The organism is Yokenella regensburgei (genome assembly GCF_003634235.1).
Classification (GTDB): domain Bacteria; phylum Pseudomonadota; class Gammaproteobacteria; order Enterobacterales; family Enterobacteriaceae; genus Yokenella; species Yokenella regensburgei.
In genome coordinates this window covers 42774-58057 of record NZ_RBIZ01000007.1, presented here as the reverse complement: position 1 = coordinate 58057, position 15284 = coordinate 42774, and the positions used below count along the sequence as shown (strand labels likewise).

The following is a 15284-nucleotide window of genomic DNA, read 5'->3' as shown; positions in this document are numbered from 1 at the left end:
GTGCTGCGGGTCTGGCTTGGAAGTCTCTCACAGCTGAGTCAGGCCCCGTTGCCCGCGGGGCTGCAGGTGCCGGTTTCACCACGCGCAGGCTGGCATGCCGGCCGCGTGCTTCTTGCGCACGCCCTCTCCCCTTCCCCATTACCAGAGCTGGTGACCCATCAGAACGGTAAACCGGCGTTCGCCGGGAAACCGAGGCTGTGGTTTAACCTGAGCCACAGCGGCGATGATATTGCGCTGGCGATAAGCGATGAGGGCGAAATCGGTTGTGATATCGAGGTGGTTCGCCCGCGTAAAAACTGGCAGGGCGTGGCCGAGGCGGTATTCAGCGACGGGGAGCGTCAGCAACTGACCGACGCGCCGGAGCCGGAGCGGTTAAACCTCTTCTGGCAAATCTGGACGCGCAAAGAAGCGATTCTGAAACAGGCCGCCGGGCAGGTGTGGCAGATGGCAGAGGTGGATAGCGCGGCACCGCGCCACGCGGTTCGCCAGCTGTTAGTTGACGACAGGCTGTGGCTTGCGGTGTGCGCAGAAGCGGCTACCGACTGGCAGCTTCAGCGTGTTTACCTACCAGCTGCCAGCGCAAGTGATCGTAAGTCAAGTTAAACACCAGCGTATAAGGTAAGAAGAACAGCACCAGCCCCGTCTCCACCACCAGCGCTTCCATCACCGTCAGATCCAGCAGATACATCGCCACCGGCAGCAGTGCCACAATCAGCCCGGCTTCAAAAATACAGGCATGAATAGCCCGCACTTTAAACGTCCGCTCGAACTTATAACGGCGCTGAATACCATCGAAGATGTAGTTAAAAATGTAGTTCCACAGCGTAGCGGTGGCGGCAGAAACAACCGAAAGTGTGCCGGAAATAGCCAGTGATACGCCTAATAATTTCGCCACCGACACGGCAATAATGATGTTTGCTAACACTTCAAATAACACGGCATGCAGTATGCGTTCTTTAAAACTTTTATTTAGCTCAACCTTCACCCATTGCGCTCCTTATTTCCATTACCAATAAAAAACCCTGCACATCATAGGGCCGAGTGATACTTAATCAAGGATAGAGCCCGTAAACCTGAGGTTTTGTACCGATTTGTTAAGAAAAGCGTGAACACGGTGGCGCTATCGTCTGTGCAGATTACTGCCACCTGACGTCGGCGAATCTGCTAGCATACGCGCTGACCGATATTTTATGAGATGACCAACGTGACCGCTTTTTCCGCTCTGAACGCCTTACCTGAAGCACAACTCGCCAACCTGAACGAACTGGGATACCACAGTATGACCCCCGTTCAGGCCGCGGCGCTCCCCGCCATTCTTGCCGGGAAGGATGTCCGTGCTCAGGCGAAAACCGGCAGCGGTAAAACGGCAGCCTTCGGCCTTGGTCTGCTGCAGCACATTGACGCCAGCCAGTTTTTAACCCAGTCACTGGTGCTGTGCCCGACGCGCGAACTCGCCGACCAGGTAGCAAAAGAGCTGCGCCGTCTGGCACGCTATATGCCGAACATTAAAATCCTGACCCTCTGCGGCGGGCAGCCGTTCGGTATTCAGCGCGACTCCCTGCAACACGCGCCGCACATTATTGTGGCAACGCCGGGCCGTCTGCTGGATCACCTCAAAAAAGAGACCGTAAACCTCGATGCGCTGCAGACGCTGGTGCTGGATGAAGCCGACCGGATGCTCGATATGGGCTTTGCCGATGCGATTGACGAGGTGATAACTCACGCTCCGGCTAATCGCCAGACGCTGCTGTTCTCCGCCACCTGGCCGACGGCGATTGCCGCCATCAGCAGCCGCGTGCAGCGCGACCCGCAGACCATCGAAATTGATTCGGTGGATGAACTCCCGGCGGTGGAGCAGGTATTTTATGAAGTTTCGAACAACGGCAAAATCAACCTGCTGCTGGCGCTGCTCAGTAAGCACCAGCCCGCTTCCTGCGTGGTGTTCTGTAACACCAAAAAAGACTGCCAGGCGGTGTGCGATGCGCTGAACGAGCGTAACCAGAGCGCGCTGGCGCTGCATGGCGATATGGAGCAACGCGATCGCGACCAGACGCTGGTTCGCTTCGCCAACGGCAGCAGCCGCGTCCTGGTGGCGACCGACGTTGCCGCCCGTGGCCTCGACATTAAGGCCCTGGAGATGGTGGTAAACTTTGAGCTTTCCTGGGATCCGGAAGTTCACGTGCACCGCATTGGACGTACCGCCCGCGCCGGGCAGAGCGGCCTGGCGCTGAGCTTCTGCGCACCGGAAGAGGCCCAGCGCGCCAACGTGCTTTCAGAAATGCTGAACCTGTCGCTCAACTGGCAACCGCTGCCGACCGGCATTGCCATCAAACCGCTGGAAGCCGAGATGGCAACGCTGTGCATCGACGGCGGCAAGAAAGCCAAAATGCGTCCTGGCGATATTCTCGGCGCGCTGACCGGGGAAATGGGGCTTGAAGGTGCCGATATCGGGAAAATTGACGTTCACCCGATTCACGTCTTCGTCGCCATTCGTAAATCCGTTGCTCGCCATGCCTGGAAAAAGCTGCAACAGGGCAAAATTAAAGGTAAATCCGTGAAGGTGCGGCTGCTCGGCTGAGCCTAATACCATGAAATCATAAAGGGGCCTACGGCCCCTTTTGGCCATTAACCGTCTGGAAGGAGGCAATGATGATGAAAAACGATTGTTACTTCCCGCCTCTTCGCTAGTGATGCAGCATATCGTCAATCACCTGATCGTTCTTTAGCTGATAAGGATAGTAAGTCGGCCAGTTGTCCATTTCTGCTAACAGCGCCTGCTGCGAGGTGTTACCCATGAAGATATGGAAGTGGGCTGATTTGCGCGGGGCGATGATGTGGTCACTGAACTGAACAAATTTCGGGGCTTTACTGCTCGCGTCGTGGCACTCAAAAAGGTAGCGGACGCCCTTTTTTCCTGATGTGTAGGTCAGGATTTTATACCCGGCATAGTCATATTTGCAGGACGCAACCTTGTTCCCGGTGTGAAATTCCATAACACCGTTTTCAATGCCGATAGTATCCACATCTGTCGCATATCCTTTGCGGTAATACTCCTTCACCTCGTTGAAGGTTTTACTCTTATCTTTCTCCGCTTTCTTTTTGAAAACAGGATCCAGCTCGCCACTCACCAGATACGGATAAACGGATTGCCAGACCCCATCCCAATCGCTCAGCTCGCGGTCTTTAACGTTCTTATCGTCGAAAACACCTTCTGAAGCTTTTTTCTCAATGTCGCTCATGGGAACACCGTGGGAGTGGTCACCATGCGCCAACGCCTGACCACTGATAAACAACATCCCCAGAGCTATCGATAATTTTTCAAAATGAATAGCCAAAATTTCACCCTCATTAATTATTTGAGAGTGATTGTTATATTATAACATAACTTCAAATTCAACACTGATGTTACTTGGCATTTCTTGATTGAGCATTGGCCCTGAAGATAAAGGGCACAGAATCACGCAGCGATGGGTTCACGGTGCCGCTGTGATCCAGCCCCTCATACACATGAACATCGGCCGCAGTACCTGCAGCTTTTACCGCCTCGGCGAATCGCATTTGCATCGAGGTAGGTACGTTGACATCCTTGTCGCCCATTCCGATAAATACCGGGTGCGAGAGCTTCAGCGTAGGGTAGCGCAGCGTACTGACCTGAGTACTAAGCAGAGATTCAATACCTGGTTTCAAGGTATTCGCCGCATTTAAACCCGCCTGCATGGTGGCATCGCTCAGAGGGGTGATGCACTGCTGACTGGCCATTTGCAGGTACGGTAATGCTTTTTCCTGGAAATAATCAGAAGGTTTAAGTGAAGGATCGGCATCAGCGGCAGAAAGATAAATATAAAAAATGTACGGTATTTTGGGGTCACCCGTCGTCGGTAAGACCCCCTTCGCCGGCGGTAAAATATCTGCAGCCGTGGTGCCTTTGTCGAAATAAGGTGTACCGGTCAATACCGTGGCACGGATGTTAAGCTCCGGCGCATACTGCGGTTGAAAACCGGCGCTGGAGAATGCGGCGTGGGCCCCCTGAGACTGCCCAACCAGAATGAGATCGTTTTTCAGCGGGAAGGTTTTCAGCGCTGCCCGCACAGCATCCAGCACGCTCCAGGCTTCGCCGCGGGCGTCGAGGTAGTGGTGCAGACCAGCGGAACCAAGCCCCGCGTAGTCTGGCGCCACGACGGCATATCCCAGCGACAGCCAGGTATTCAGGTACTGTTTATCGCGATCGGAACGCACATTTAATGATGGAGCACAGTGGTTTGCCACCCCCACGGTGCCGTGCGCCCACACCACCACCGGCCAGCCACCCGCAGGTGTTGCGCCAAAGGGAATAAACACGGCAGCGGTATCTTCACGCTTCGTTTTGCCATCAACGCCACTTACGGAGGGGTAGCGCAGCAAGTATTGCCGGGCGGCTTCCGTCAGCCCTCGCTCCTCCGGGATTGGCGTGTAGTTTGTAGCGACCTCAGTTGCCGCAGCGCATACCCCAGCGGTAGATAGCAGTAGCGATGAAACGGCAGTGGCGAATCCTGGTACCGAAAAAAATTTAGTCATCTCAATGGGCTCTGAAGTTAGTCATGCTAGCAATGTAGACTATAAGCGCTCAATAAAGGGTCAACCAGGACGGCGTTAGCCTTGCATGAAAGGCACTCTTCAGGTTCACATTTTTCAACCCTGGCTATTCACTTATAAAAAACAGGTGTTATTATTCACCCGTTAAATACCTTTCAACTCAACCCGAGGCTTTGATGCTGGAGAATGTAATCATCCGATAATCAGCTTACTGACCTATTCAGGCCAGACTGATTATCAATGCGCTGAAATCAACTGCGGACACCGCTGTGTGTTTGCACATTTTGCACATGATGATTAAACAGGTTTTCCAGTATGAATTTATCCCGTCAGGAACAACGTACCTTACACGTTCTCGCTAAAGGTGGACGTATTGCGCACGTCCGCGATTCGTCAGGCCGCGTCACCTCTGTGGAATGCTACAGCCGCGAAGGGCTGCTGCTCAGCGACTGCACGCTCGCCGTCTTTAAAAAACTCAAAACCAAGAAGCTTATCAAATCCGTCAACGGTCAGCCCTACCGCATCAATACCATGGGCCTGAACAACGTTCGCGCTCAACCGGACAACCGTTAAGGAGAGGATAATGGATATTCCCCGTATTTTTACTATTAGCGAAAGCGAACACCGTATCCACAACCCGTTTACGCCGGAAAAATACGCCACACTAGGGTGCGTATTACGCATGAAGCCAGGCACACGCATACTCGATCTGGGCAGCGGCTCGGGAGAGATGCTTTGTACCTGGGCACGCGATTACGCTATCACCGGTACCGGCATTGATATGAGCCCACTCTTCACCGTGCAGGCAAAACGGCGAGCAGAGGAACTCGACGTCAGCAAGCGTGTGCATTTTATTCATAACGACGCCGCCGGGTACGTTGCGGATGAAAAATGTGACATCGCGGCCTGCGTAGGTGCCACCTGGATTGCCGGTGGCGTCGTCGGGACGATTGATCTGCTGGCGAGAAGCCTCAGACCAGGCGGCATGATTCTCATAGGCGAACCTTACTGGCGTCAGGTCCCGGCGACGGAAGACATGGCCCGGGCCTGCGGCGTCTCTTCCATCGCAGACTTTCTCACACTCTCCGAGCTTGTCGCCTCTTTTGGCGAGCAGGGTTTTGACGTGGTGGAGATGGTACTGGCAGATCAGGAAGGCTGGGACCGTTACGAAGCAGCAAAATGGATGACCATGCGCCGCTGGCTGGAGGAAAACCCTGACGACGAATTTGCGAAGGAGGTTCGGGCGGAGCTGACCATAGCGCCAGCACGCCACGTCACCTACGCACGGGAATACTTTGGCTGGGGTGTGTTTGCGTTGATTGCCCGATAGTAAGGAGTGAAGCGCGTAGCCCGATCGGCCTTTTTTAAAGGCCGATCGTTTTGTTATACATCCCCATACCAGCTTTCAATATTAGCTATCCGCTGAGGTTGTCAGCCATTCGACGTAAGCACAGCTCATGAGCATTAACAGGCTTGCCCATGTGATCACTTTCGCTTCAATTATCCTGACCTGGTTTTATGGGTGATGCGCGGAAACAACATATAACTTACTCTGCTATTTTCCACTGGTGCTTGAGTACGGTGTGATCCCGTTTCATCAGCCACTGATTAGTTTTCTCCAGCAACTGCGGATTATCCTTACTCATCATATAAACCTTATAGCTCTCCGTACCTGGTAGCGGCTGTTTCGTTGCCACGCAGAATACACCCGGCTCCTGCTCCTGATACCAGATACCTTCAATAAGGTCGGTAACCATCATGTCGGCAGTTTTATCCCTCAGCGCCTGCAGATTATCCACGTTGTTCTTCACCCGAATAATCTGCGCATGCTTAATATACTTATCCACATAACTCTGATTGGTTCCCCCTGGATTGACCACCACCTTCACCTCCGGGCGGTCAATTTGCTTCAGGCTTCCGAGCAAGGGTGCGACCTGGCAGTTAGACAGGGCAATTTTCCCATTGGCAACGACAGGCTGGCTCAGGGCAAACGCCTTTTCCCGCTCTTGTGTGCGGGTGACGCCGCCCATAGCAATATCAAACCTGTCAGCTTTCAGATCGGTAGAGAGTGTTGGCCAACTAGTCTGGACGAAGTCCACCCTGAGCCCCAGAGTTTTACCGAGATCTCTTGCCATATCGATATCGTAGCCAAGCAGTTCACCGGCCTTGTTATGGAAGGCCAGTGGTGCGTAGTCACCCGGGACCCCAACCTTCAGCACACCGCTGTGGGTAATGGTCTGCATATCACGCGCCTGGCTGCCGAACGCCAGTAACAACAGTACAACTCCTGCCCTTAGTGTCATCCTTTTATCCTTACATACGGATATGCGTATTCCGCTCTGAACAAACATGTATTCGCAAGGGGAATCGTTTGGTGAATTGCCGTTATTCGATGCCCCTGGAGAATTAGATTTCTCTTCTCTTTTAAGCTGTATTTAGATTATTTTCCAGCATCTATTTATTTTTTCATGGGTTTCCCAAGGATAGCAAAAATGGAGATGGGTTCAGCGGATGCTTGTCTGCCAGCTATAGCGCCATCAAAACGCAGTCGGACTTTGCAGAAAGTTCCCTGATTCGGATCGGTGTCCAGGAAGGATTTCATTAGCACAGCTAACCCGAACTTTGCGGTTTCTCGCATGGCATCCTCGACAGCGCTTCGTAAACTGTCGGCAGAAACACCTCGCTATAAACAAACTGGTGCCGGGAACTGACAAGTGAAGTGCGAAGCGTCAACAAGCGTGTGCATTTTCCTCATAACGACAACGTCGGCTACGTTGCGGATGAAAAATTTGCGAAATATAACGCACCAACAAGAATTCAGCTGAACATAAAGCATAGAGCACGCACATTCGCTTGGCTCACTTAAGATGGAAGTATGCCTCGGCATGGTATATTGGTCGTGCCACCAGCCACGTTTCTGCTACACAAAGACCTGGGGCTATGAACACGGTCATAAGCCAGATTGTTATGCTTAGCCCGCGCTTACCGATAAAAACCAAAAGTATTGCAAAAAATAAAAGAGAGGGCGACGGTATCTAACAGCATATCCTTTAATACATTTTCAAACAATTGGACTAAGTTTTCATTCATTGAATACATTTAGTTATTTTTTACAATTAAAGCCCCTTGTTAAGGGGCCTAATCCAGGATGATTAAAGAGAGCTTTTTTTTGTTTTCTCAAACTCAGCTTCACAAACATCATAATTTGTGAATGAATACTGCAGGTGAACATTACCTTGTTCGGAATCTTTCGACCTAGCCTCAATGAATATAGTGGCAATATTATTTTTAAGTGGCGTTTCTTTTGTTCCCTTCCAGGTGGCAGATAAGAAGCGTTCTTTTTTGCTTAGCCCCATCATCCAGTCCTGAGGTTCTTTCCATACTGAACCGGCCAGTAAAAGGTCTTTGGTTTCTGCCTTTCCATAAAGCGAACTGAGTGAGGCTCTTAAATATTCAAACCTGGATTTCAGAGCAAGCCCATAACTATCGGTATCAATGAGTTTACCAACAGCTGTAATTTGACATAAGCCAACATTAGGTGAGATCAACAAGCCATACATATCAAATTCAGAATTTGGTTTTGGTAATTTATCGGAAACATACAGATTCACCCCCTCAGGAAGTCGTTCTAGTTTTTCCCCGATCATGTCTTCGATATTTTTTTGGGTCAGCCCAGCCTCCAGACCGAACGGACCTTCAGAAGGTGGCAGCAGAGGGGGATGTTCCTGGATAGTTTTAGCTGTAGCCTCCTTCTTAGCGCTGGTGGCTGCGACATTATCCTGAACCGGCGCCAGCTTAACTTCAGCAAGCCCATACTTAGCGGTAAGATATCTTTGCTGCAGCATAGCCATGCTTTGCTCTTCAGTAGCAACGGCTGATAGTTTTAGGACCTGTATCAAACCGCCAGAATACTGGCTGGCATCTGCTTTAGCTTCGTTGATTTTTGCAGTCAGATTATCTATCTCTGTTTTAATAGAGGCCGCAAGTTCAGGGTCTGGCTTGGTACCAGAGATAACTACATCAATTTTGGCTCCGGACTCAATAGCATTTATACGCTGTTCTAAAAGAGCCTTATTTGTTCCTAAAACTTCCAATCTTGCGGTAGTTAAATTCTTTATTAGCCCACCAGAAAATTGTTGGTCAACGTCTTTCGCTGCTGAGATTTCTCCCTCCGTTTGGGACAATTCAGCCTTAAGTGCAGAAACTTCCTGTTTTTGTTCGGGGGTTAACTCTTGTGGTCCACACCCGGTTAACATCGTTATGCCCACTAATGTTGCAATCAAAGTTATCTTCATATCCCTATCCCAATTGAAAGTATTCGGATTAATCCTATCAAGAAGATAACCATAACTGAACATTTGAATGGCTTTTTTTCTACCAGCAAAACTGACAATTTCTGACTCCAGAAAAAAAACATCTCCTCTATGCAAAGCCTTTCAACCATCTTTTGAGAGCGCTAAGCTCACAAAAATCACCGTCAGATATAGTAAAAAAATCTCAAGGCAGAAATTTTTGTTGCCAGTATAATGACCTGTTCTGACAAAAGAACAATATATTGGCGGCGCCTTTTTATTCTTTCCGCAGGTACTTCCCATATTTCCCCTTCAAACTCATCTAATGAGGTAACTCTTATCTTTCCGGTTCTAACACCTGTCAGTTAAAATGGGGGTGATGATTGGACTGATGACTTTGCATTGAAATGGTTAGATCAGAGGTGGGGCTATACTTAGCACGCCCAGTAACGATGGCAAAGCGAAAAACTTCCCCGAAACGTTGGCGTACTCTTTTGGCTTTCTCTGTTGCCCCCGGGCTTCATTTCCGAGATCACTATATTGCCGATAAAAGGAAAAATGTCTTTGTTGCGCGCTTCGAGGATGTCAGAAGCATTTCCAGCAGACCACTTCTTAAGTTTGCTTTCATACCATTCCAGAACGATTTCGTTAAATGTATTCTTTACAACCAGAACCCGAGTAATCTTCTCTTCTCGCTTAGATATTCCCAGAGATCCCCCTCTTCGCCTCACCTCGTTTTGAACGAGCATCAGCAGGGGCAACTGCAGGGTAAACACCTAAAGCCAGGAGTCTCTCTTTGCCATCCACACGGGGTTTTAAGCGCCAGTAGCGAGCTCCGTTGGCGGTATCTCATTTAGACCGAACAGCATATACCCCAAAATAATGTAGATTAAGGTGTACTTCACTCGACCTCAAAATATTGAGAAAGGGTTGAGGCTTTGAGGACTTGAGTAAACTTCGATAGATCTTGAAATGGTGCCGATAATAGGAGTCGAACAGGGTTATAACTGACTGTAAATTCAGGCTTAATTACTTAAAGGTTCTATTTTTGACCACCAATATGACCACCACAAATTTGGTCTTATCATTTTGTGATTACTGTCATAACGCTATCGAATACGAAGTATCACATCTGTTGATTTTATGTTTTACCTGAATTTATCAATATTACCTATACTATCTGTACCATAAGTCAGTAATGCATTAATAAATAAGAATTAATAAGTGGCAAAGGTCAATAATTCATCTGTGCCACGCTACTACCACCTGCATCACCTCATTGTTATCGGCTGCACACTTTTCGCCTTCCGGAATAAACCCCTGTGAACTGTATGGTAACGTCATTGTTGTACATTTTTACACCAATTCCATTCACCTGTATTACCAGGATAAAAAGATGATCAGCCCTGTACGCCAGAACATATTCGAACGGGCAGCCAGTACCCCTGCGCTCAGTATGCGCGAACTGGCCCTGTTGCTGTGCGGCCTCGATCTACGCCTGCAATCCGCCGCGATACCGGAGAATAAGCGGGAATACTATGACATCTGGCTTTACCAGATATCCCGGCAGATAAAAGCCGCCGGATTACAACCTCAGGGCAAAAACAAACAGCTCTACCCGGCAGACGAAATGTTTGCGCTGGCGCACCTGATGACTGATGAAACTATCACCCCGGAGCCGATCCGGACGCGTTGCCTTCAGGCTGTCACCACCATTGCCAACCAGAACCTGGCCAGGAGCTGGTTAATGCGCCTGGGCGGTCCACCGCTGCTGGAACTGGGCCTGACGCTGCGCCGCAATCAGCGTGGGCAATACCGTAAAACAACGGAAAGAGAAAATACTGACAGGCTGCTTTTTCTGTTGATCATGCTGTTGGTCAAAAACTCGCATGGGGTATATGGCACACCGGAATCCCCCCATCTGGCTGACATCTGGCGAGATATCCAGACGCTGGCGGAGCGCGAAGGACTTCCGGCTGAGGGACTATCACGATCAACTATCTATAGTAAGTTAAAGTCAGCTCTGACTATCCCCCGGCGCTTCCGCGATTAATTCCTCTCCGTCTGGCCCTCCATAGTAGTCCGGGAACGTCTCAGGACGTGTACGGCCTCGTTCTTTACTCAACCATTCAATTCAGTGAACCTGCTAGTTTCTTATTCTAAAACAGTCAGATAAAGCAATTTTGGATGCTCTCAATTCTCGCGAGCAAGAAGAGCACTACTCACCGGACAGGGGATTCTTTCACTGGACGGCCACACCTTTCACTGTATTTTTTCTGACCTGTAGACGCCCTGTAACCTGCTGAATAGTATCAACCTTGCCACCTCACCCCAGTACAGGAGCGATCATGATCACATCACAACCACCCACTTCCCTGGATTTTCCGCTCTCCGGCAACGTGCGTATCCGTCAGGTAGCGCTGTTCCTGGCAATGAGCGAATCCACGGTTCACCGCCGGGTGAAAGATCCCGGTTTCCCGCAACCAGTCCGCCTTTCATCACGCCTGGTGGTATTTGATGCCGCCGAAGTTCGTCGCTGGCAGGAACGGTCAAAAACAGGTTAACCGCCGCTCAGGGATGAGCGCTATCGTGAGTAGAAAAGCATCATGAAACGCGCACCAAATGTAAAAAAGCTCCCGGAAGATAAATATACGGAGGCCATCATCTTCGCCGGAGATGAAGCCTGGAATGCGGCGAAGCGCTACATGCAGGACCCGGAAGCGGACGATCCTGTCCCGCCAATAGTGCTCGACCTGGACCAGTTAGAACATCTCAGCGAACTGGACATCATCGACGAAAACCGTTATCGGGTACGGATTCACCAGGCTGGGCGCATCGCACAACTGCCCCTGACGCAGATTGCCCATAAGCTGGCGCTGGCAAATGTGCAATACGCCGTGCTGTATGATTTGAAGGGCAATTTGCTGGAAGACTGGACATCTCAGCTTGCCCGCCTGAAAAGCGACGCCGCCGAACTGTTGGCCTCTCAGCAAGCGTTAAGCGATGGTACGCCGTTAGCGGAAGCCGATCTCCAGCGCCTTGAAGCGCTTAATAACGAATATACCCATGTACTGCTTTCCGGCGAGCATTACGTGGTCAGCGTGAAGCCTCATGCCGTCACCGGGCGAACGCACACTTTCCAGACGCTACGCGCATTTCGCAATAACTTTCTGGCCGACAAACCAATTGCCGGAAAACCAACAGGCAATGCGTGGCTGCAATGGCCGGGACATAACAGTAAAACAGGTGGCATTGGCTTTTACCCGCAGCCAGCGCTCTGTCCACCGGATATCTGTAATCTGTTTACGGGGTTCATTACAGAGCCGTTGCCGGGTGATATATCGCCCTTCCTTTATCATGTAGAACAGGTGATCTGCGCCGGAGATAAGGTGGTGTCTGATTATCTTCTGCAATGGATGGCACACCTTATCCAGCGCCCAGAGGAAAAACCCTCCGTAGCTATCGTGATGAAATCGGTGGAAGGCACCGGAAAAAACACTCTGGTGCGCCCGTTGCTGCAAATCCTTGGCCCGTATGCCGCGCAGATCAACGGTATCAGGCATCTGATCGGGCGTTTTAACAGTACGCTGGCAAACAAGCTGCTGGTATTTGTCGACGAAGCCGAAATGACGGAAGCCGGATGTGCGGACAGGCTGAAAGCCATCATCAGTGAGCCGGTCTTTCACCTGGAACGTAAAGGGATGGAGCCGGAGCCTGTCCCCAACTGCGCGCGGATGATCTTCGCCAGTAATCACGATCAGGTCATCCGGGCAGGGCTGTATGAACGCCGTTTTCTGGTGCTGGAGCCAGACGCTCGCCGCATTCGGGACAAAGATTATTTTGATCGGCTGTATCGCTGGCTGGACGAAAACGGCGCTGCCTACTTGCTTCACTGGCTACAACATCTGGACCTGACAGGCTTCGATCCCCGCCGCGCTCCCGTGACTCAAGCTCTTAGAGAAGAGAAGATCGCCAGTCTGCCACTAGTACATCAGTTTATGCTGGCTGAGCTTGAAACCTCGCGGCCATTCAGTGGCATGGCACGCCTGACGGCTACCGAACTGGTGGAAAGGTTCTTGCTATGGAGCACAACTCATCATCTTCCATTATCTCCCGCCGCTGCCAGAGCGATGAGCGGTAAGCTGATGCAACGATTAGGCATCCCTGTTCAGGGGCGATCAGGCAGAGGGATAGGGAAATATTATGAACTACCGGAAGAGGACGTGCTGCGTCAGAGGTTTGCTGCGATGTTGGGGGAAGTGATAGATACGATATTTGGTTGATATTTAAGATTAGAATTGAATATGAAGCTTTTGTGACTCGGGGTCATACCTGATTTTAGATGCCATTTTTGCCTAACCGTGATGTCCAGTACATAACGAAATCCGAGAGCTCTACTCATTTGTTTTTGTATAATGCGCCGTCATAACCAATTGAATTAATAGTAAAAAAAGCGTAATGTCGTATAGATGTATACAGAAACGATGATTTAAGAACTAAGCTCACAGCAATTGTAAATTAAAAATAGACTTGTTGAATATTTAATTGAGAGAATATTATGAAATTAGAGCAAGTAATAATTAAAAATTTCAGATGTTATAGAAATCCAATATCAATATCTATTGATGCATTAACTGCAATAATTGCAAGGAATGATGTAGGAAAGTCTTCGATTCTCGAAGCGCTAGATGCTTTTTTTAATTCTGACAAATTAGAGCCGGGCGACAGATCTTGTGGATTGAGAAGTACAGATTCAATTGAGATAACATGCATCTTTGGAGAAATACCAAATCAGTTAATAGTCGATACTGACAATCTAATATCTCCTATGAATGAATACTTACTAAATAATAATAATAAGCTACAAATAAAAAAAGTTTATTCAGGGGCATCACCAAAATGTGAGCATGTTTATATTCATGCTTTCCATCCAACGGCGGAAAACTTTAATGATCTATTTTCTCTAACAGTAGCAGAACTTAAAAGAAGAGCTAGGGAACTGAACGTAGATCTTAATAACGTTAATCAGACAATTAAATCTGCATTACGGCACTCTATTTGGTTAAGTGTTCCTAGCGAGAACTTACAGAAGCAAATGGTTGACTTGGAAATTAAGTCCACTATATGGAAACCTCTTCAAAATATTCTACCTTTGTACCAGTTATTCAAATCTGATCGACCAAGTTCTGATCAAGATGCAGAAGCACAGGATCCAATTAAGTTTGCTATTAAAGAAGCATTGAAACAAAAGGCAGCTGAACTTGATATTATAGGTATTCATGTCAAAAACCAAGTTGAGGAAGTTACAAGGCTAACAATCGAAAAAATCAGAGAAATGGATCCTGATCTCGCTAGCCAATTAAACCCAGAATTCTCCAGTTTTAATTGGAGCAAAGTATTTTCGGTATCATTAACAAATGAAAACCAAATCCCTCTAAATAAAAGAGGGAGCGGTGTTAGGCGTTTGTTTTTAATTAACTTTTTTAGAGCAAAAGCAGAGCAACTGGCAGACGAAAGGGATGTGCAAGATGTTATATTTGCTATAGAGGAACCTGAAACATCTCAACATCCAAATAACCAATTGTTATTATTAGATGCAATTAAAGAACTATCACTTGAAAGTTCAAATCAAGTCATCTTTACAACCCATAATCCAGTACTTGCGGGAAGGATTGATAAAGAATCTATAAGATATATAGAAAAAAATGCTGATGGAGTTAGAGGACTATCTGAAATAAATGAAGAAACATTACAAAAAATAAAATCTAGTTTAGGTATGTTCGCTAATCACAATATTAAAGCATTCATTGGTGTTGAAGGACCAAACGACATTGAGTTTATGAACAGAATTTCAGCACGTCTAGCTCTTGAGGATCCAACAATAATCGACCTGCGAAATGCTGAACAACAAGGGGAATTAGTATATATCCCTATGGGAGGCTCAACTCTTGAACTTTGGACTAACAGGCTCGAGGGCCTTCAGGTACCGGAAGTTCATGTTCTTGATAGAGATACTCCACCACCGGGGCAAGCTAAATATCAGGAAGCAGCCGATAGAGTAAATGCCAGAGGTAATCACTGCTCATCATTTATTACCAATAAAAGAGAAATGGAAAATTATATCCACTATGAGGCTATTAATATAGAGTTCGGGTTGCAATTAACTGAAAATTATAATGATTTTGATGATGTACCTACCTTAGTCGCTATTGCTGTTCATGAAGCTTCTGGATCCGACACGGTATGGGATGATTTAGATGAAAAGAAAAAAGCTAAAAAAGAAAGTAAAGCCAAAAAACGCTTAAATCGTGGTGCAATAGATAATATGAACCTAGCACGTCTAGCAAACATCGATCCAAACAGCGAAGTTCTAGATTGGTTAAGAAGGATAAATATTCACTTGCAGTAAAAATATCGAGG

13 protein-coding genes and 1 pseudogene are annotated in these 15284 nt (G+C 48.5%); 8 read left to right on the top strand and 6 right to left on the bottom strand.

Annotated features, from left to right (window positions below; translation table 11 throughout):
* Positions 1 to 603, top strand: coding sequence for a 4'-phosphopantetheinyl transferase AcpT (acpT, locus tag C7387_RS20285; protein ID WP_120817360.1), 603 nt, complete (start codon positions 1 to 3; stop codon positions 601 to 603).
* Here the strand turns inward: acpT and C7387_RS20280 are convergent.
* Complete coding sequence (locus C7387_RS20280) at positions 536 to 985, bottom strand: PACE efflux transporter (protein ID WP_006818685.1); 450 nt, start codon at positions 983 to 985, stop codon at positions 536 to 538. The genes acpT and C7387_RS20280 overlap by 68 nt on opposite strands.
* Positions 986 to 1204: 219 nt before the next feature.
* Here C7387_RS20280 and dbpA point away from each other — a divergent pair, with 219 nt between their 5' ends.
* The gene (gene dbpA, locus C7387_RS20275) at positions 1205 to 2578 is read left to right on the top strand and encodes an ATP-dependent RNA helicase DbpA (RefSeq protein WP_120817469.1); all 1374 of its coding nucleotides are present in this window, start codon (positions 1205 to 1207) and stop codon (positions 2576 to 2578) included.
* 106 nt (positions 2579 to 2684) lie between these two features.
* Here dbpA and zinT read toward each other — a convergent pair whose 3' ends face one another.
* Both zinT and C7387_RS20265 read right to left on the bottom strand, forming a co-directional pair.
* Complete coding sequence (gene zinT / locus C7387_RS20270) at positions 2685 to 3335, bottom strand: metal-binding protein ZinT (protein WP_038254132.1); 651 nt, start codon at positions 3333 to 3335, stop codon at positions 2685 to 2687.
* Positions 3336 to 3405: 70 nt separating this feature from the next.
* Positions 3406 to 4554, bottom strand: a complete 1149-nt coding sequence (locus C7387_RS20265) for an alpha/beta hydrolase (protein WP_120817359.1) — start codon at positions 4552 to 4554, stop codon at positions 3406 to 3408.
* A 333-nt stretch (positions 4555 to 4887) separates the two neighbouring features.
* Here C7387_RS20265 and C7387_RS20260 point away from each other — a divergent pair, with 333 nt between their 5' ends.
* Both C7387_RS20260 and C7387_RS20255 read left to right on the top strand, forming a co-directional pair.
* Complete coding sequence (locus tag C7387_RS20260) at positions 4888 to 5145, top strand: YjhX family toxin (RefSeq protein ID WP_038254127.1); 258 nt, start codon at positions 4888 to 4890, stop codon at positions 5143 to 5145.
* Between the two features lie 10 nt (positions 5146 to 5155).
* Complete coding sequence (locus C7387_RS20255; protein WP_120817358.1) at positions 5156 to 5902, top strand: SAM-dependent methyltransferase; 747 nt, start codon at positions 5156 to 5158, stop codon at positions 5900 to 5902.
* 217 nt (positions 5903 to 6119) lie between these two features.
* Here C7387_RS20255 and C7387_RS20250 read toward each other — a convergent pair whose 3' ends face one another.
* From C7387_RS20250 to C7387_RS23200, 3 genes and pseudogenes are all read right to left on the bottom strand, one after another.
* Positions 6120 to 6875 (bottom strand): transporter substrate-binding domain-containing protein, encoded by a 756-nt coding sequence (locus C7387_RS20250; protein WP_120817357.1) that lies wholly within the window; start codon positions 6873 to 6875, stop codon positions 6120 to 6122.
* Positions 6876 to 7724: 849 nt separating this feature from the next.
* Positions 7725 to 8867 (bottom strand): hypothetical protein, encoded by a 1143-nt coding sequence (locus C7387_RS20235; RefSeq protein WP_120817468.1) that lies wholly within the window; start codon positions 8865 to 8867, stop codon positions 7725 to 7727.
* Between the two features lie 212 nt (positions 8868 to 9079).
* Positions 9080 to 9704: pseudogene (locus tag C7387_RS23200) on the bottom strand (tyrosine-type recombinase/integrase); the annotation flags it as partial.
* 556 nt (positions 9705 to 10260) lie between these two features.
* Here C7387_RS23200 and C7387_RS20225 point away from each other — a divergent pair.
* The 4 genes from C7387_RS20225 to C7387_RS20210 all read left to right on the top strand — a co-directional run bounded on the left by C7387_RS20225 (position 10261) and on the right by C7387_RS20210 (position 15273).
* A complete protein-coding gene (locus C7387_RS20225; protein ID WP_120817354.1) occupies positions 10261 to 10917 on the top strand; it encodes a hypothetical protein in 657 nt (218 codons plus the stop codon).
* A 295-nt stretch (positions 10918 to 11212) separates the two neighbouring features.
* A complete protein-coding gene (locus C7387_RS20220; protein WP_006683740.1) occupies positions 11213 to 11428 on the top strand; it encodes a helix-turn-helix transcriptional regulator in 216 nt (71 codons plus the stop codon).
* A 42-nt stretch (positions 11429 to 11470) separates the two neighbouring features.
* Complete coding sequence (locus C7387_RS20215; RefSeq protein ID WP_120817353.1) at positions 11471 to 13147, top strand: DUF5906 domain-containing protein; 1677 nt, start codon at positions 11471 to 11473, stop codon at positions 13145 to 13147.
* A gap of 275 nt (positions 13148 to 13422) precedes the next feature.
* Positions 13423 to 15273 (top strand): ATP-binding protein, encoded by a 1851-nt coding sequence (locus C7387_RS20210; RefSeq protein ID WP_120817352.1) that lies wholly within the window; start codon positions 13423 to 13425, stop codon positions 15271 to 15273.
* Positions 15274 to 15284: the final 11 nt, after the last annotated feature.

Coding starts and splice junctions, on each gene's coding strand:
- C7387_RS20260 (WP_038254127.1), top strand. CDS start 4,888: ATGAATTTATCCCGTCAGGAACAACGTACCTTACACGTTCTCGCTAAA.
- C7387_RS20210 (WP_120817352.1), top strand. CDS start 13,423: ATGAAATTAGAGCAAGTAATAATTAAAAATTTCAGATGTTATAGAAAT.
- C7387_RS20250 (WP_120817357.1), bottom strand. CDS start 6,875: ATGACACTAAGGGCAGGAGTTGTACTGTTGTTACTGGCGTTCGGCAGC.
- C7387_RS20225 (WP_120817354.1), top strand. CDS start 10,261: ATGATCAGCCCTGTACGCCAGAACATATTCGAACGGGCAGCCAGTACC.
- C7387_RS20235 (WP_120817468.1), bottom strand. CDS start 8,867: ATGAAGATAACTTTGATTGCAACATTAGTGGGCATAACGATGTTAACC.
- C7387_RS20220 (WP_006683740.1), top strand. CDS start 11,213: ATGATCACATCACAACCACCCACTTCCCTGGATTTTCCGCTCTCCGGC.
- C7387_RS20255 (WP_120817358.1), top strand. CDS start 5,156: ATGGATATTCCCCGTATTTTTACTATTAGCGAAAGCGAACACCGTATC.
- C7387_RS20265 (WP_120817359.1), bottom strand. CDS start 4,554: ATGACTAAATTTTTTTCGGTACCAGGATTCGCCACTGCCGTTTCATCG.
- C7387_RS20215 (WP_120817353.1), top strand. CDS start 11,471: ATGAAACGCGCACCAAATGTAAAAAAGCTCCCGGAAGATAAATATACG.